Source organism: Paracoccus stylophorae, assembly GCF_028553765.1.
Classification (GTDB): Bacteria; Pseudomonadota; Alphaproteobacteria; order Rhodobacterales; family Rhodobacteraceae; genus Paracoccus; species Paracoccus stylophorae.
Genome location: NZ_CP067134.1, coordinates 2,638,459 through 2,653,725, shown reverse-complemented (window position 1 = coordinate 2,653,725; position 15,267 = coordinate 2,638,459). Strand labels below are relative to the sequence as shown.

The following is a 15,267-nucleotide window of genomic DNA, read 5'->3' as shown; positions in this document are numbered from 1 at the left end:
TGCCGCCATGAATCCCTTTCGCGCCCTGTTTCTTGTGCTGATCGTGCTGGCCGTCCTGCCCTGGGGCGCGTTCGCGTCGGCGCAGGTGCCGGCATCTGCCGGCGTGGCCCAACCGGACATGGTCGCCCGCGCGCAGGTTCTGGACGATCCCGCGCCGGGGGCGAAGGTGACGGTCGGGCTGCAACGTCGCTGCCCCGGTCCCGCGCTGCCGGGCGCGCCCTGTCAGCCGGATCATGTCCTGCTGCCGGTTCAGACCGAGCCGCCGGAGGACCGCCCGATGCGGGCGCCGGTGCCGCATTCCGACGCCGTCAGGGCAGGGCTGAACCCGTCGCGGCCGCTGGACCCGCCCCGGACCGTCTGATCCGGTCCGCCGCGCCATCGCGGCAATCTGTCAGACACCAATCCAAGGAAGACCATTGTGAAACGTCGTATTTTCCTGACGGCCGGTGCCGCCGCTGTCCTGTCCGCATGTACCACGCAGAAGGAACTGAAGGCCGTCGAGACGCTGCCGTCGCAGACCGCCCAGCTTCTGCCCGCCCGCTATGGCGCCATCACCGATGAGCCGTTTCCGATCCCGGCGGTGCCCGAAGGCGTGGTGCCGACCGATCTGCTGCGGCAAGAAGTGAACAATCCCGATCCCGCGCAGCCCGAAGGCACGGTGATCGTCGATCCCGACCGGGCGCTGCTGTTCCTGGTGCAGAAAGACGGCAAGGCGCTGCGCTATGGCGTCGGCGTCGGCGCGGCCGGGTTCGGCTGGTCCGGCGATGCGGTGATGCAGTTCAAGCGGAAATGGCCGCGCTGGACGCCGCCCGATGAAATGGTCGCGCGACGCCCGGATCTGGAACCTTATTCCATCGCCAATGGCGGCATGGACCCGGGGCCGGGTAACCCGTTGGGATCGCGCGCCCTGTATCTGTTCCAGAACGGCCAGGACACGCTTTACCGCATCCACGGCGCGTGCGAGCCGAAATATCTGGGACAGGCGGTGTCGTCGGGCTGCATCCGCCTGCTGGATCAGGACGCGATCGACCTTTACGAACGCGTCCCGCACGGGGCCAAGGTCGTCGTGCTGCCCTCGGTCTGGAAGGACGGGGCGCGCGGCATCTATTGAGGCCGGGGCCGGATCACAGGACCACGACGCCCGAATGTTTGGCCTTGTGGTCCGGTTCGACATGGATGGTGATCTCGGCCTCGTCCAGCCGCGCCCGCAGCGACTGTTCGATGCGGTCGCAGATGGCGTGCGCTTCCTCGACCGTGGTCTGGCCGTCGACGACAAGATGAAAGTCGATGAATGTCACGCGGCCGGCGTGACGGGTGCGCAGATCATGCGCCTCGATCGCGCCGCTGGCCTTGTCCGAGATGATGGCGCGGATATCCTCAAGCGTGGCTTCGGGAACCGCCTCGTCCATCAGCCCGCTGACCGAGGCGGCGGTGACCTTCCAGCCGGCCCACAGGATATGCAGGCCGACGACACCCGCAAGGATCGGGTCCAGTACCGTCCAGCCGGTCAGAACCGCCAGCGTCACCCCGATCAGCACCCCCGCCGACGAGATCACATCGGTCAGCAGGTGGCGTCCATCCGCCACCAGCGCCGGCGATTTCAGGCTGCGGCCGCGCGTGATCAGGATCCAGCACCAGCCCGCGTTGACGACACCGGCAAGCGCGTTCACCGCCATGCCCCGGAACGGCTGGTCCAGCACCGGCGGATCGAAAAGCCCCAGCCACGCCTCGCGCATGATCAGCAGCGCGGCGACGATGATCATCACGCCTTCCAGAACCGCGCTGAAGAATTCGGCCTTGTGATGCCCGTAAGGGTGGCCGGAATCGGCGGGCATCGCCGCCACGCGGATGGCGATCAGCGCGGCCAGCGCGGTGGCGACGTTGACCGTGCTTTCCAGCGCGTCCGACAGCAGCGCGACCGATCCCGTCATCCACCACGCCAGCAGCTTCAGCGCCAGCACCGCCAGACCGACCAGAATACTGCCAACCGCGATCCTGAGAGTGCTGGACATGCCGTCTGCGTTCCTTTGGCGCCGCAGGACGACGTCGTTGGGGCTGTATCGCGTGCGGGCGCGGCGTCGCGCGTCAGTCGCCGTCGTCGGGATAGTCCCCGTCATCGCCGAAGCGCGCATCGTCGTCGTATTCGTCCTCGCCCTCGTTCACGTATTTCGCGCTGAGCGAGATCGAATGATTGTCGTGGATCGGGTCCATGACCACGTCGGACGGAATCTCTCCGGCCAGCCATTCGCGCAATTCGTCGCGCACCTCGGACGCCTCCTGTCCGGTCGCCTCGACGAGATAGGCGATGAAGGCGCGCTGGTCGCCGTCGATTTCGTCCAGATCGGCCTCGTCCACCTCTGGCCATTTCTCCTGGATCGCCTCGTAGAAGGCGGCCCAGTTTTCCTTCACATGGTGCCATTTCATCCTAGTAACTCCTGGGCAGACCCTGCTGGAACCAGCGGGCGCCGCCGGTAATGTCCTCGCCCACTCCGGCGACGGTGTTGCATCCGGCCAGCAACGCACAAGCCAGGATCATCGTTGCGACTGCTCTCATTCTTTTTCCTCCTGCCACCAGACCTCGGGAAGGAATCCGGGCCAGTCTCCGTAAAGAGGCGTTTTTTCAGGATAATGCAGGTCGGCGGAATGGGCCAGCCGCGAGATCGGCGAGAAGCTGACCGGAATTACATAGCGGCCGGCGGTCAGCACTCGGTCCAGCGCACGCACGGCGGCGGTGAAATCGTCCTCGCTCTGCGCGTCCAGAATGGCGGCGATCATCGCCTCGGCCGCGGGGCTGTTCATGCCCATCCAGTTGCGGCTGCCGGGCAGGGTCACGCCGTCATGGCCCCAATACAGCATCTGTTCGTTGCCCGGCGACAGCGACAGGGCGCGTTCATACCATGTCATGTCGAAATCGTAATTCGAGGTGCGCTGCACGTATTGCGCCGAATCCAGCAGCGTCAGGCGCGGCGTGATGCCCAGGTTGCGCAGCGCCTCGATATAGATATCGACGATCTGCTGCGTTTCGGAGGCGGTGCGCATGGCGCTGCCCGACTGGTTCAGCAGGATCTCGAACGCGAAGGGCTTGCCGCTTTGGTTCTTCAGCGCGCCGTCCTGCACGGTCCAGCCGGCCTCTTCCAGCAGCTTCAGCGCGGTGCGCAGCGATTTGCGGTCCAGCGGGCGGTCGCTGCCCTCGGGCAGGATATATCCCTCGATCGCGCCGGGGGGCAGCTGGTCTGCGAAAGGTTCCAGCAATTCGCGCACCTTCCCCTCGGCCGGGCCGGGCTGCATCGCCAGCACCGAGTTCGAGAAATACGAGGTGATGCGCGGGTCCCTGCCGCCGTTCAGCGTGTTGTTGATGAACTGGAAATTGAACGCTTCGATCATCGCCTGCCGCACGCGCCAGTCGGCAAAGATCGGGTTGCGGGTGTTCATCACCAGCCCCATGATCCCCGACGGGCGTTCGTTGGGGATTTCCGATTTCACCACCTTGCCTTCGGTCAGCAACGGAAAATTGTATTCGCTGTCCCATTTCTCGGCCGACAATTCGCGCCAGACATTCACGTCGCCGGCCTTGAAGGCCTGAAACATCGCATTGGCATCGCCGAAATAGTCATAGCGGATTTCATCGAAATTGTTCAGCCCGCGATTGATCGCCAGATCCGCGCCCCAGTAATCGGGATCGCGGCGAAAGGTGATCTGGCGGCCCGGATCGACGCGGTCGATGACATAGGCGCCCGACCCGATGGGCGGCTCCAGCCCGGATTCGCTGAAATCGCTGTCCTCCCACTGGGTTTTCTTCAGGATCGGGCGCATCCCCATCAGCATCGCCAGTTCGCGGTCCTGTTCGGTGAAATGAAACCGGACGCTGCGTTCGCCGGTCTGTTCCATCTTCTCGACCTTGGCCCACGCCCCCAGATAGCGCGGATGCCCGACCGTCCCCAAGGTCTCATAGGACCACATCACATCCTCGACCGTCACCGGCGTGCCGTCGGAAAACCGCGCCTCGGGGCGCAGCGTGAATTCGACCCAGCTTCGGTCATCGCCGGTTTCCACCGACTCGGCCAGCAGGCCATACAGGGTGAACGGCTCGTCGATGGATCGAAACATCAGCGTTTCGGCGACATGCACCCCCACGCCCCAGGCCGGGTTTCCCTTGAGAACCCAGGGCTTCAACGAGTCGAACGCGCCCGGTTCCGCCAGGCGAATCGTCCCGCCTTTCGGCGCGTCGGGATTCGCGTAGGGCAGGTGGGAAAACCCTTCGGGCAGCGCAGGTTCTCCATACATTGCAATGCCATGGGCCGGCTGCGCGGCGCTTGCCAGCGGCATTGCTGCAACACCGAAAGCCGCCAGCCAGACCGCCGGCCACGCGCATTTGATCGCGCATTTGTTAAGGATTTTGAAGATTCGCATTGCCGCCCGCCTCGTCATTCTTGGTTTGGCGGCGATTTCAACAGGCTCGATCAAAGCCCGTCAATGGCCGCCTGAACTTCGCTGTTGGACTCGGGCGGTGAGTCGCGTATAAATGGCTTACTGCTCGATAGGTTTCTTGCCTGTATGAAACCTGCCTCATGACTTGCGCCCGCCTTGTGCGGGCGCTTTTTTTTTGCCCGCCCGTCCGGCGCGCCGGTGGGCAGATTGCGGCAGGGCACGGTTTTGCGGCTGCACTTGTCCTTGCGGGAAGATAGAGTGCGCACGAAGGCAAAGAACCATCAGAGGATGCAATGTTTCAGAAATTCCTGACAGGCAAGACGGCGGTCGTGACGGGATCGACCTCGGGGATCGGGCTGGGCATCGCCCATCGACTGGCCAAGGCCGGCGCCGACGTGGTGCTGAACAGCTTTACCGACACCGACAAGGATCACGCGCTGGCCGATGAACTGGCCCAGCAGCACGGCGTGAAGGTCCGCTATATCAAGGCCGACATGTCGAAGGGCGATGAATGCCGGGCGCTGATCGAACAGGCGGGGCAATGCGACATCCTGGTCAACAACGCAGGCGTCCAGCACGTCGCGCCGATCCCGGATTTCCCGGTCCAGAAATGGGACGCCATCATCGCCATCAACCTGTCGTCGGCCTTTCACACCACTGCCGCCGCGCTGCCGATGATGCGCAAGGCCGGGTGGGGCCGGATCGTGAATATCGCCTCGGCCCACGGGCTGACCGCCAGCCCGTTCAAGTCGGCCTATGTCGCGGCCAAGCATGGCGTCGTCGGGTTCACCAAGGTCACCGCGCTGGAAACCGCGAAGGAACAGATCACCTGCAACGCGATCTGCCCGGGCTATGTCCTGACGCCGCTGGTCGAGGAACAGATCCCCGACACGATGAAGGAATACGACATGAGCCGCGAGGACGTGATCAACAACGTCATGCTGGAACGTCAGCCCTCCAAGGAATTCGCCACCGTGGAAGAGATCGGCGATACCGCCGTGTTCCTGTGCAGCGACGCGGCGGCGCAACTGACCGGCACCACGATCAGCGTGGATGGCGGCTGGACCGCGATGTAGCGCGTGACAGGGGGGGCGCGCGGCCGGGCGCGCCCTCAGCCGCAGCCTTCGCAGAACCGGCGGATTCGCGTCACGGCCTCGCGCAGCTGGTCGTCGCCGGTCGCATAGGAAATACGGAAATGCGGGCTGAGGCCGAAGGCCGCGCCGAACACCACCGCGACCCCGGTTTCATCCAGCAAGGCATCGGCAAAGGCGCGATCGTCTTCGATCCGGGTTCCGCCGGCGCTGGTCAGACCGATCAGCCCCGCAATCGAGGGATAGACATAGAACGCGCCCTGCGGCGTCGGACACTCGATCCCCGGACACTCGTTCAGCCCGGCCACCACCAGATCGCGACGGCGCTGGAACACCGCGCGGCTTTCGCGGACGTAATCCTGCGGGCCGGTCAATGCGGCCTGCGCGGCATGCTGGCTGATCGAGCAGGGGTTCGAGGTCGATTGCGATTGCAGCTTGGCCATGGCGCGGATCAACGGCTCGGGGCCGGCGCCATACCCGATCCGCCAGCCGGTCATCGCATAGGCCTTGCTGACCCCGTTCATCGTCAGCACCCGGTCCTTCAGGCGCGGCTGGACCTGCGCCGGCGTCACGAACTGAAACCCGTCGAAGACCAAATGTTCATAGATGTCGTCCGACAAGACCCACACATCCGGATGCCGCAGCAGCACATCGGTCAGCGCCTGCATGTCCTCGCGACCGTAACCCGCGCCCGACGGGTTCGACGGCGAATTCAGGATCAGCCATCTGGTGCGCGGCGTGATGGCCTTTTCCAGCGCCTCGGGCGTCAGGCGAAACCCGTCCTGCACGCCGCATTCCACGATCACCGGCGTGCCGCCCGCCAGCAGCACCATATCGGGATAGCTGACCCAGTAAGGCGCAGGCACGATCACCTCGTCCCCCGCATCCACCGTCGCCATCAGCGCGTTGAACAGGATCTGCTTGCCGCCGGTGCCGACGGTGATCTGGGAAGGGTCGTAATCCAGCCCGTTCTCGCGCGCGAACTTGTCGCAGATCGCGCGTTTCAGCGACGCGATTCCATCGACCGGGGTATAGCGCGTGTGACCCGCGTCGATGGCGGCCTTGCCGGCCTCGCAGATATGTCGGGGGGTGTCGAAATCGGGCTCGCCCGCAGAAAGGCTGATGATGTCGCGGCCTTCGGCGCGCAACTCGGCTGCGCGGGTGGTCATGGCGATGGTCGGTGACGGCTTGATCCGCGTCAGGCGTCGGGCGAGAAAGCTCATCTGAACCTCGTCGGTTTGAACTGCGTCCCGGCATGGCTTACGCTGTGGGGCACAAACCCACAAGCGAGGGCAGGATGGGCCATCACGGTTACGGCGAGAATGAGGCGACACTGGGCGACAGGCTGACCGCCGCGCGCGAGGGGGCGGGCCTGTCGGTCGCGGAACTGGCCGACCGGCTGGGCGTCCGGGCCGAGACGATGCAGGGATGGGAGGCCGATCAGGCCGAACCGCGCGCGGTGTTCCTGGGCCGGCTGTCGGGGATGCTGGGCGTGCCGCTGACCTGGCTGCTGACCGGCAAGGGGCAGGGGCCGCAGACCGGCGGCGACGGCGCGGCCAGCCTGCCCCGGACCGAGTTGCGCGAGCTGCGCCGGTTACTGCACGAAGCCACGCAGCGCATCGACCGTCTCGAGGAGTTGCTGGCCAATGACTGAACGCGACGATCCCGGCGCGATCCGCCTGCGGCGGCTGAGGATGCGCAGCTGGCGGCGCGGAATGAAAGAGATGGACCTGATCCTGGGTCCTTTCGCCGACGGTCCGCTGGCCGATCTGTCCGAGGACGAACTTGCCGTCTACGAGGCGCTGCTGTCGGAAAACGATCAGGACCTGTATCTGTGGGTGACGCGGCGCGTGACCGGCACGCCCCATCCCGATCTTGGGCCGCCGCATCTGTCCGCGCTGCTGGACCGGATCGCCGCCGATGCCGGACAGCGCCATTCGGATGCAGGGGCCTCCTGACCGGCAATTGGCGGTCGTCCTGCGGTGTTAACTGCGGATTCGCATTTCTGGTCTAGCCTGGCGGACAGCAGACCCTGACAGGACAAGAACCGAAATGTTGAGTCACATGCAAAATCTCGACCATCGCCGACCGGAACGGCCGGTCATCGACGAAAGCTGCGAAAACGCCGAGGCCTATCTGGAATCGTTGCAGCTTCTGGAACGGATGCACCGGCTGATGCTGGATCTGGTGAAGGACGAGTTCGAGCGGTTGGGCCGGAACGATCTGACGCCGGTTCAGGCGCTGATCCTGTACAATCTGGGCGAATCCGAGGTGACGGCCGGCGAATTGCGCTCTCGCGGCATGTATCAGGGATCGAATGTCAGCTATAACCTGAAAAAGCTGGTCGCGATGGGCTATGTCCATCACGAACGGTGCGACACCGACCGGCGTTCCGTGCGCGTGCGGCTGGCCGATGCGGGACAAGAGGTGCGATGTCTGGTGCATCGCATGTTCCTGCGCCACGCCGAAGGGCTGGCGATGTCGGGCGTGCTGGACGATCCCCCGCTGGACCGGGTGAACATGCAGGGACGGCGGATCGAGCGTTTCTGGTCCGAACAGATCCGCTATATCTATTGACGCGGGCGGCTGTGGTCGCGGCCCCGTCCTGCGTGTGGGGCGGGCCGGGCATATGGCGGGGACCGCATCGGGGGCGGTCCGCGCATGAAGCGATAAGGCGGCCACAGCGTCGTGACCGGCGCGGCCCCTTCTACCAGTGGCCGGTGTTTTTCATGCTCGACCACGGCTCTTGCGGCGGCAGGCTGTCGCCTTCTTGCAGCAATTCGATCGAGATGTTGTCGGGGCTGCGGACAAAGGCCATGTGTCCGTCGCGGGGCGGGCGATTGATCGTCACGCCGGCGTCCTGCAGTCTTTGGCACATGTCGTAGATATTCTCGACCCGATAGGCCAGATGCCCGAAATGGCGGCTGTCCGAGGGCAGGCCGTCATCGCCGTCCCAGTTATAGGTCAGTTCGACCGGACATTCCGGCTGACCGGGCGGCGCCATGAAGACCAGTGTGAAACGGCCTTTCTCGTTGTCGGTGCGGCGCGTCTCTTCCAGCCCCAGAAGCCGGAAGAACTGCATTGTCTTGTCCAGATCCTTGACCCGGACCATCGTGTGAAGATAGCGGATTCGCAATTTCCCCTCCTGCGTGGTCATGGCCGCGCGTCATCGACGCGGGCCGTCACGCGCCACGTTGGCACAAAGCGGCGGGGCTGACAAACCGGCGCGCGGTGTCGCCTAGGTCTCCTCGCCCAGCAACTCGGCCGCGATCTTGCGCACGATGGGCGCAGCCTCGGCCTCGGACATGCCGGGGCGCAGGCGCGGATCGTAGAGGATCTTCAAAAGCAGTTCGTCATGGCGCGTCAGCAGCGCGAATTCTTCGTCATCGTTGAAGATCGAGGGGCGCGCCTGCGGGCTGTCATTGGCAAGTCCCATGCCCTGCGCCAGCTCCTCGTGGATGCAGGAGCTGCGCAGCAGCGCGGGCAGTTCGGCACGGATCAGCGCGACGGCGCGGACATAGACCGCCGAGCGGCCGCGCGAATAGGCAAAGACGGTGCAGAAATTGCCGGGATCTAGATCGCGCAGCGTGGCCACATCGGGTGATGGCAGGTCCGGGATCAGCCGCGCCAGCAGCGGGCCGAGATTGCGGCGTTCATCCTCGTTCAGGACCAGCACCAGGAAATTACCGCCCGAGTCGCTCAGCCCGACCGAATGGCCCGAGGCGCGCTGAAGCCGCGCGGCGAAGTCCGCAATTTCGCTGCGATAGGTGGCGCGCAGCGCGGCGTCGGCCGAATCCCCGAACTCGACCTGGAACCGGACCGGCGCCTGCCACCGGCGCAGGGGCGCGCTGTGCGCATCCGCGACCATCTCCGACCCCTCGCGCCGGTATTCGTCGCGCAGGGCGATCTGCATGAAGTTGCGCGCCAGCAGACCGGCGTCGATCGGCGCATCCATCGGCACGCGCTCGCGCCGCAGCCGACCGTCCGCGCGCAGCCTGCGTTCGATGCCGGCATATTCGGCGGTCAGGGTCCGGCTGGTCCGGCTGGCCGAGTCCCGCGCGTCGGCGGCGGCGGCGTTCACTGTGCGGTTGCGTTCGGCGCGCGCCTTGCGGATCTCGGCCTGGCTGGGGCCGCTTTTCTGCGGTGCGGGCAGGGCCGGTCGGGGCTGCGGCGGGACCGGATCGACATCCGGTGCCGTTCCGCACGACGCCAGCAGCGCGATCAGCGCCAGTCCCGGCCACCGAAACCCCCGCCGCGCCGCCCGGATCATGGCTTGCCGGTCCGGTCCGTCACCGCCTCTTGCCGCCGCGCGGTCGCGGTCGCCAGCGCGTCGCGCAGATCCGCTTCCATGCGCGTCAGATCCTCTTCGGCGGCGGCGCGGCGGGCGCGCCCCTCATCGGCGATGCGCAGGCTGTCCTCGATCGTGGCGATCAGTTCGGCGTTGGCGGTCCGGACCGCCTCGATATCGAAGACGCCGCGTTCGGTCTGGGTGCGGATCTGGGTGTTGGCCTGACGCAGGTTTTCGGCATTGCGGGTCAGCAAATCGTTGGTCAGATCGCCCGCCTCCTTGACGGCGCGCGCGGCCTCGGCGCTGCGCTGGATGGTGACGGCCTGCGCCAGCTGCGTTTCCCAAAGCGGCACGGTGTTGACCAGCGTCGAGTTGATCTTGGTGACCAGCGACTTGTCGTTTTCCTGCACCAGTCGGATCGAGGGCAGGGACTGCATCGTCACCTGCCGGGTCAGTTTCAGATCGTGGACGCGCCGTTCCAGATCGTCGCGGGCCGCGCGCAGGTCGCGCAGCTCCTGCGCCTCCATCACCTGATCGGGCTCGCCCGCCGCATTCAGCGCGGCTTCCTTGGCGGGAATGACCTTGTCGTCAAGTTCGCGCAGCTTGGCCTCGCCGGCGGCGATATACAGGGCAAGTTCGTCATAGAAATCAAGCGTGCGGTCATAAAGCATGTCCAGCGCCTTGATGTCCTTCAACAAACGCTGTTCGTGCCCTTCAAGGTCCGAGGTCACGCGGTCGATCTGCGTCTGCACCTGTTCGTAATTGGCGACGAACTTGGCGAAGGGCGCAGAGCGGCCCAGCAGCCGTTCCCACCAGCTGCGGTCGCGGCGCATGTCCAGTTCGGAACTGGAAAAGCCGCGGATCGTGGTCACGATCTCGCGCAGGCTTTCGCCGGCCGGGCCGACATCCTTGTTCTTCACATCGGCCAGCATCTTCTGGCTGATTTCCTGCAATTCCGACTGCGCGCGGGTGCCGAACCGCACGATGGAACCGCTGTCCTCGATGTCGATTTCCTCCATCCGGCGGCGGATCTCGTCGCTGGTGGGGGGATCGGCCTTGTCCAGCGGCACCGGCGCGTCGGGTTCGGGCAGCACCACCGAGGTCACGTCTTCGATGTCCTTCTGCGCAGCCTCGGCGCGGCGGCGTGTGTCTTCGGTCATCGAGATCGTTCCCTTTCGGATGGTCAAGGCGCGATGCAGGGCCGTTGCCGGCCCCGTTATTGCATCGCAGCATAAGCCGTTTCGTGCCGCATTCAACGCCAGAGGGCGGCGAAAGTGCCGCCCTCCGTGTCATCGGCGCCCATGGGTGTGGCGCATTTGCCGCAAAGGGGGCTGCCCGTCAGGCGGCCTGCGCGCGCGACCCGAAGCGGTCATAGAAGCGGTCGCCGTCGCGGGCCATCTGGCGCAGCAGGTCGGGGGCAGCGAACCGGTCGCCGTGGCGTTCGGTCAGACCCTCGCAGATCTCGACCGCGCGGGCGGCGCCCATCATGTCCAGCCAGCTGAACGGCCCCCCGCTCCACGGTGCGAAGCCCCAGCCCAGGATCGCGCCGACATCGCCTTCGCGGATATCCTCCAGCACGCCTTCCTCCAGCGCGCGCACCGCCTCCAGCGTCTGCGCGAACATCAGCCGGTGCTGCACCTCGGTCAGGTCGGGCTGATCGTCGGAACGGGGATAGCGATCGGCCAGCCCCTGCCACACTCCCTGGCGCTTGCCCTTGTCGTCATAGGCGTAAAAGCCCGCATTCGACTTGCGGCCCAGCCGCCCCTCATCGGCCATCCAGAACAGCACCTCGTCCACGGCGCCGTCGGGATATGCCTCGCCCATCGCCGCGCGCGTCGCCTTGGCGATCTTCACGCCCAGATCGATGCTGGTCTCATCGACCAGTTGCAGCGGGCCAAGCGGCATGCCCATCATCTTCGCGGCGTTTTCGACCAGCACCGGGTTCACACCCTCGGCCACCATCCGCACGCCTTCGTTGATATAGGGAATGATGCAGCGATTGGCGTAGAAGAAGCGGGCATCGTTCACCACGATCGGCGTCTTGCGCATCTGGCGCACGAAATCCAGCGCCTTGGCGACGGCGCGGGGGCCGGTCTCGCGGCCCTTGATGATCTCGACCAGGGCCATCTTGTCCACGGGCGAGAAGAAATGGATGCCGATGAACTGGTCGGGCCGGGCGCTGGCGCGGGCCAGATCGCTGATCGGCAGGGTCGAGGTGTTGGTGGCGAAGATCGCGTCGGTGCCGATCACGGCTTCGGCCTTTTTCGTCACGTCGGCCTTGATCTGCGGGTCCTCGAACACCGCCTCGACCACCAGATCGCAGCCGTCCAGCGCGGCGTAATCGGTCGTCGCGGTGATGCGGCCCAGAACCTCGGCCTTCTTCTCCTCGGTCGATTTCCTGCGGCTGATGGCCTTGTCCAGCAGCCCCTCGGAGTAGGATTTTCCCTTGTCGGCGCTTTCCTGTGTCGCGTCGATCAGCACCACCTTGATGCCCGCCATCGCGCTGACATGGGCGATGCCCGCCCCCATCATGCCGGCGCCCAGAATGCCAAGCTTCGTCACCTTCTGATCGGGCTGGTCGGGACGGTTCGCGCCCTTTTCCAGCGCCTCCTTGTTGATGAACAGCGAGCGGATCATGGCGCCCGAGGACGGGTTCATCAGCACGTTGGTGAACCAGCGCGCTTCGATCCTCAGCGCCTGATCGAAGGGCACCATCGCGCCCTCATAGACCGCCGACAGCAGCGCACGGGCGGCGGGATAGACGCCCATGGTCTTGCCATGCACCATCGCCGAGGCACCGACGAAGGTCATGAAGCCCGCGGGATGAAACGGCTCTCCTCCGGGCATCTTGTAGCCCTTGGCGTCCCACGGCTTGACCAGATCGGCGTCTTCCGCGGCCAGAACCCATTCCTTCGCGGCAGCCAGCGGATCGTCGACCACCTCGTCGATCAGCCCGGCAGACTTGGCCTTTTTCGGATCGGACAGCTTGCCTTCCAGCAGGAAGGGGGCGGCGGCCATCGCGCCCAGCTTGCGCGACAGGCGCGTGGTGCCGCCCGCGCCCGGAAAGATGCCGACCATGATCTCGGGCAGGCCGATCCGGGCCTTGGGGTTGTCGGCGGCAAAGATGCGATGCGTGGCAAGCGGCAGTTCCAGCCCGATCCCAAGCGCGGTGCCGGGCAGGGCGGCGGCGACGGGCTTGCCGCCCTTCTTCGTCTTGCGGTCCATGCCGGCCAGTTCGATCTTGCGCAGCAGGTGGTGCAGCCGCATCACGCCGTCAAAGACGCCCTGCGCGCCGCCATCCTCTTTCATGCCGGCGATGACGTTCAGGTCCATCCCGGCGGCGAAATCCGCCTTGCCGCTGGTGATGACGATGCCCTTCACCGCCGCATCGGCCAGCGCGTCGTCGATCAGCGCGTCCAGCGTGTCGGCGCCCTGCATCGACAGCACGTTCATGGACTTGCCGGGCACGTCCCAGGTGATGATCGCGACGCCGTCGGCGTCTTTTTCCATCGTGAAATCGGTCATGGTCTGATCCCTCACACGCGTTCGATGATGGTGGCCGCGCCCATGCCGGACGCGATGCACAGGGTCGCCAGACCCACGTTCTTGTCCTGCCGCTCCAGCTCGTCCAGCAGCGTGCCGATGATGATCGCGCCCGTCGCGCCAAGCGGATGGCCCATGGCGATGGCGCCGCCGTTGACGTTGACGCGCGCCGGATCGACCTGAAACGCCTGCATGAAGCGCAGCACGACGCTGGCGAAAGCCTCGTTCACCTCGAACAGGTCGATATCGCCGATGGACATGCCGGAATCGCGCAGGATCTTTTCCGTCACCGGGACCGGGCCGGTCAGCATGATCGTCGGATCGGTGCCGATCTTGGCGGTGGCGCGGATGCGGGCGCGCGGTTTCAGCCCGTGCGCGCGTCCGAATTCGGCGTTGCCGACCAGCACCGCCGCCGCGCCGTCCACGATCCCCGACGAGTTGCCGGCATGGTGGATATGGTCGATGCGGTCCAGATGCGGATATTTCAGCATCGCCACCTTGTCGAAGCCGGGCATGGTTTCGCCCATCTCCTTGAAGGCCGGTTTCAGCTTGGCCAGATCCTCGGCCGTGGTGCCGGGGCGCATGTATTCGTCGCGGTCCAGGATGGTCAGGCCGTTCTGGTCCAGCACCGGCACGATGGATTTGTCAAATCGGCCTTCCTGCCACGCCTGCGCCGCGCGGCGCTGCGATTCGACCGCCAGCGCGTCGGCCTGATCCCGGTCGAAGCCGTATTCGGTGGCGATGATGTCGGCGCTGATCCCCTGCGGCACGAAATAGGATTTCATCGCCAGGCCGGGATCGACCGCGATGGCCGCGCCGTCGCTGCCCATGGGCACCCGGCCCATCATCTCGACGCCGCCGGCGATATAGGCCTGGCCCGCGCCGCCCCGGATCTGGTTGGCGGCGAGGTTCACCGCCTCCATCCCAGATGCGCAGAAACGGTTGATCGACAGGCCGGGGATCGATTCGTCCAGATCCGAGGCCAGCACCGCGCTGCGCGCCAGACAGCCGCCCTGTTCCTTGACCTGCGTGACATTGCCCCAGATCACGTCCTCGACGGCGTGGCCCTCAAGCCCGTTGCGGTCCTTCACCGCGTTCAGCAGGCGCGCGGACAGCGCCAGCGAGGTGACCTCGTGCAGGCTGCCATCGGGCCGGCCCTTGCCGCGCGGCGTGCGGGCGGCGTCATAGATGAATGCGTCGGTCATTGATCCTCCTTCGGCGCCCGGTCGGAGGGTTTGCCGGGCATCAGGTCATAGGGATGTTTCCAGCCGGGCAGGGCGGCGATGCCGTCCAGCCAGCGGTCGATATTGGGCCAGTCGGCGCGGTCGAAGCCGAACGGCTCGGGATAGAAAAGATAGCCGCAGCAGGCGAAATCCGCGATCGTGGGCGCGCGGTCGGCGACCCAGTCGCGATCCGCCAGATGGCCGTCGAGGATCTTGTAAGCCGCCCTGACCCGGCCGGCCAGATAGTCGATGCCGCCCTGCGGACGCTTTTCGGGGGGCAGGAAATTCATCATGAAGCGCAGCGGCCCGGCCTGACCCGACAGCTTGTGATTGTCGAACATCAGCCAGCGCAGCGTCTGGTTCCGGTCGGCACCCAGAAACCGCCCCGTGCGTTCCGCGACATGCATCTGGATCACCGCCGACTGGGTCAGCGTCAGATCGCCCTCGCGAAACACCGGAACCTCGCCCATCGCGTTCAGCGCGCGAAACGCCGACCCGCGCGTCTCGCCGCCGAAGAAATCGACATAGACGGGCGACCAGTCATAGCCTGCCAGTTCCATCGTCAGCGCGGGCTTGTAAGCGTTGCCCGATTCCCCGAAACACCAAAGTTCTGCGGTCATCTTTCCTCCTTGCCTGCGGGGGGCTGCGCGCCCCCCGCACCCCCTGCGGGGTATTTCTGCAAAGAAGAAGGGCC

17 protein-coding genes are annotated in these 15,267 nt (G+C 65.7%); 6 read left to right on the top strand and 11 right to left on the bottom strand.

Going from position 1 to position 15,267, the window contains the following annotated elements:
* The first annotated feature begins 7 nt into the window (after window positions 1-7).
* Window positions 8-361, top strand: coding sequence for a hypothetical protein (locus JHW45_RS13080; RefSeq protein ID WP_272858040.1), 354 nt, complete (start codon window positions 8-10; stop codon window positions 359-361).
* A 57-nt stretch (window positions 362-418) separates the two neighbouring features.
* Window positions 419-1,111, top strand: a complete 693-nt coding sequence (locus JHW45_RS13075; protein WP_336385790.1) for a L,D-transpeptidase — start codon at window positions 419-421, stop codon at window positions 1,109-1,111.
* Between the two features lie 13 nt (window positions 1,112-1,124).
* Here JHW45_RS13075 and JHW45_RS13070 read toward each other — a convergent pair whose 3' ends face one another.
* The 4 genes from JHW45_RS13070 to JHW45_RS13055 all read right to left on the bottom strand — a co-directional run bounded on the left by JHW45_RS13070 (window position 1,125) and on the right by JHW45_RS13055 (window position 4,410).
* Window positions 1,125-2,012: a cation diffusion facilitator family transporter gene (locus JHW45_RS13070; protein ID WP_272858039.1), complete on the bottom strand. Its 888-nt coding sequence runs from the start codon at window positions 2,010-2,012 to the stop codon at window positions 1,125-1,127.
* Between the two features lie 73 nt (window positions 2,013-2,085).
* A complete protein-coding gene (locus tag JHW45_RS13065; RefSeq protein ID WP_272858038.1) occupies window positions 2,086-2,424 on the bottom strand; it encodes a hypothetical protein in 339 nt (112 codons plus the stop codon).
* 1 nt (window position 2,425) lies between these two features.
* Window positions 2,426-2,554 carry a hypothetical protein gene (locus JHW45_RS13060; RefSeq protein WP_272858037.1) on the bottom strand — a complete coding sequence of 43 codons (129 nt, stop codon included), beginning with the start codon at window positions 2,552-2,554 and terminating at the stop codon, window positions 2,426-2,428.
* Window positions 2,551-4,410, bottom strand: a complete 1,860-nt coding sequence (locus tag JHW45_RS13055; protein ID WP_419181803.1) for an extracellular solute-binding protein — start codon at window positions 4,408-4,410, stop codon at window positions 2,551-2,553. The genes JHW45_RS13060 and JHW45_RS13055 overlap by 4 nt, the downstream gene beginning before the upstream one ends.
* Before the next feature lie 311 nt (window positions 4,411-4,721).
* Between JHW45_RS13055 and JHW45_RS13050 the strand changes: the two genes are divergently transcribed.
* Entirely contained in the window at window positions 4,722-5,504 is a 783-nt protein-coding gene (locus JHW45_RS13050) for a 3-hydroxybutyrate dehydrogenase (RefSeq protein ID WP_272858035.1), read from the top strand.
* 35 nt (window positions 5,505-5,539) lie between these two features.
* On the opposite strand, the gene JHW45_RS13045 is transcribed toward JHW45_RS13050, so the two are convergent.
* A complete protein-coding gene (locus JHW45_RS13045; RefSeq protein ID WP_272858034.1) occupies window positions 5,540-6,742 on the bottom strand; it encodes a pyridoxal phosphate-dependent aminotransferase in 1,203 nt (400 codons plus the stop codon).
* Window positions 6,743-6,774: 32 nt separating this feature from the next.
* On the opposite strand from JHW45_RS13045, the gene JHW45_RS13040 reads away from it, so the two are divergent.
* The 3 genes from JHW45_RS13040 (at window position 6,775) to JHW45_RS13030 (ending at window position 8,096) form a co-directional block, all read left to right on the top strand.
* Window positions 6,775-7,173: a helix-turn-helix domain-containing protein gene (locus JHW45_RS13040; protein WP_272858033.1), complete on the top strand. Its 399-nt coding sequence runs from the start codon at window positions 6,775-6,777 to the stop codon at window positions 7,171-7,173.
* Window positions 7,166-7,477 (top strand): FAD assembly factor SdhE, encoded by a 312-nt coding sequence (locus JHW45_RS13035; RefSeq protein WP_272858032.1) that lies wholly within the window; start codon window positions 7,166-7,168, stop codon window positions 7,475-7,477. Before JHW45_RS13040 ends, JHW45_RS13035 begins: the two co-directional genes overlap by 8 nt.
* 106 nt (window positions 7,478-7,583) lie before the next feature.
* Window positions 7,584-8,096 (top strand): MarR family winged helix-turn-helix transcriptional regulator, encoded by a 513-nt coding sequence (locus JHW45_RS13030; protein WP_419181802.1) that lies wholly within the window; start codon window positions 7,584-7,586, stop codon window positions 8,094-8,096.
* A 130-nt stretch (window positions 8,097-8,226) separates the two neighbouring features.
* Here the strand turns inward: JHW45_RS13030 and JHW45_RS13025 are convergent, their stop codons facing one another.
* From JHW45_RS13025 to JHW45_RS13000, 6 genes are all read right to left on the bottom strand, one after another.
* A complete protein-coding gene (locus JHW45_RS13025) occupies window positions 8,227-8,655 on the bottom strand; it encodes a VOC family protein (RefSeq protein ID WP_272860615.1) in 429 nt (142 codons plus the stop codon).
* Window positions 8,656-8,757: 102 nt separating this feature from the next.
* A complete protein-coding gene (locus JHW45_RS13020; RefSeq protein ID WP_272858031.1) occupies window positions 8,758-9,789 on the bottom strand; it encodes a DUF2927 domain-containing protein in 1,032 nt (343 codons plus the stop codon).
* Complete coding sequence (locus JHW45_RS13015) at window positions 9,786-10,967, bottom strand: toxic anion resistance protein (protein ID WP_272858030.1); 1,182 nt, start codon at window positions 10,965-10,967, stop codon at window positions 9,786-9,788. The genes JHW45_RS13020 and JHW45_RS13015 overlap by 4 nt, the downstream gene beginning before the upstream one ends.
* 178 nt (window positions 10,968-11,145) lie before the next feature.
* The gene (locus JHW45_RS13010; RefSeq protein WP_272858029.1) at window positions 11,146-13,332 is read right to left on the bottom strand and encodes a 3-hydroxyacyl-CoA dehydrogenase NAD-binding domain-containing protein; all 2,187 of its coding nucleotides are present in this window, start codon (window positions 13,330-13,332) and stop codon (window positions 11,146-11,148) included.
* Window positions 13,333-13,343: 11 nt separating this feature from the next.
* Window positions 13,344-14,555 carry an acetyl-CoA C-acetyltransferase gene (locus JHW45_RS13005; protein WP_272858028.1) on the bottom strand — a complete coding sequence of 404 codons (1,212 nt, stop codon included), beginning with the start codon at window positions 14,553-14,555 and terminating at the stop codon, window positions 13,344-13,346.
* Complete coding sequence (locus JHW45_RS13000) at window positions 14,552-15,193, bottom strand: glutathione S-transferase family protein (protein WP_272858027.1); 642 nt, start codon at window positions 15,191-15,193, stop codon at window positions 14,552-14,554. Before JHW45_RS13000 ends, JHW45_RS13005 begins: the two co-directional genes overlap by 4 nt.
* Window positions 15,194-15,267 lie beyond the last annotated feature (74 nt).

What these genes read in the sequence shown, in the direction of transcription:
- JHW45_RS13080 (WP_272858040.1), top strand. Translation starts at nt 8, where the DNA reads ATGAATCCCTTTCGCGCCCTGTTTCTTGTGCTGATCGTGCTGGCCGTC.
- JHW45_RS13070 (WP_272858039.1), bottom strand. Translation starts at nt 2,012, where the DNA reads ATGTCCAGCACTCTCAGGATCGCGGTTGGCAGTATTCTGGTCGGTCTG.
- JHW45_RS13065 (WP_272858038.1), bottom strand. Translation starts at nt 2,424, where the DNA reads ATGAAATGGCACCATGTGAAGGAAAACTGGGCCGCCTTCTACGAGGCG.
- JHW45_RS13060 (WP_272858037.1), bottom strand. Translation starts at nt 2,554, where the DNA reads ATGAGAGCAGTCGCAACGATGATCCTGGCTTGTGCGTTGCTGGCCGGA.
- JHW45_RS13055 (WP_419181803.1), bottom strand. Translation starts at nt 4,410, where the DNA reads ATGCGAATCTTCAAAATCCTTAACAAATGCGCGATCAAATGCGCGTGG.
- JHW45_RS13050 (WP_272858035.1), top strand. Translation starts at nt 4,722, where the DNA reads ATGTTTCAGAAATTCCTGACAGGCAAGACGGCGGTCGTGACGGGATCG.
- JHW45_RS13045 (WP_272858034.1), bottom strand. Translation starts at nt 6,742, where the DNA reads ATGAGCTTTCTCGCCCGACGCCTGACGCGGATCAAGCCGTCACCGACC.
- JHW45_RS13040 (WP_272858033.1), top strand. Translation starts at nt 6,775, where the DNA reads ATGGCTTACGCTGTGGGGCACAAACCCACAAGCGAGGGCAGGATGGGC.
- JHW45_RS13035 (WP_272858032.1), top strand. Translation starts at nt 7,166, where the DNA reads ATGACTGAACGCGACGATCCCGGCGCGATCCGCCTGCGGCGGCTGAGG.
- JHW45_RS13030 (WP_419181802.1), top strand. Translation starts at nt 7,584, where the DNA reads ATGCAAAATCTCGACCATCGCCGACCGGAACGGCCGGTCATCGACGAA.
- JHW45_RS13020 (WP_272858031.1), bottom strand. Translation starts at nt 9,789, where the DNA reads ATGATCCGGGCGGCGCGGCGGGGGTTTCGGTGGCCGGGACTGGCGCTG.
- JHW45_RS13015 (WP_272858030.1), bottom strand. Translation starts at nt 10,967, where the DNA reads ATGACCGAAGACACACGCCGCCGCGCCGAGGCTGCGCAGAAGGACATC.
- JHW45_RS13010 (WP_272858029.1), bottom strand. Translation starts at nt 13,332, where the DNA reads ATGACCGATTTCACGATGGAAAAAGACGCCGACGGCGTCGCGATCATC.
- JHW45_RS13005 (WP_272858028.1), bottom strand. Translation starts at nt 14,555, where the DNA reads ATGACCGACGCATTCATCTATGACGCCGCCCGCACGCCGCGCGGCAAG.
- JHW45_RS13000 (WP_272858027.1), bottom strand. Translation starts at nt 15,193, where the DNA reads ATGACCGCAGAACTTTGGTGTTTCGGGGAATCGGGCAACGCTTACAAG.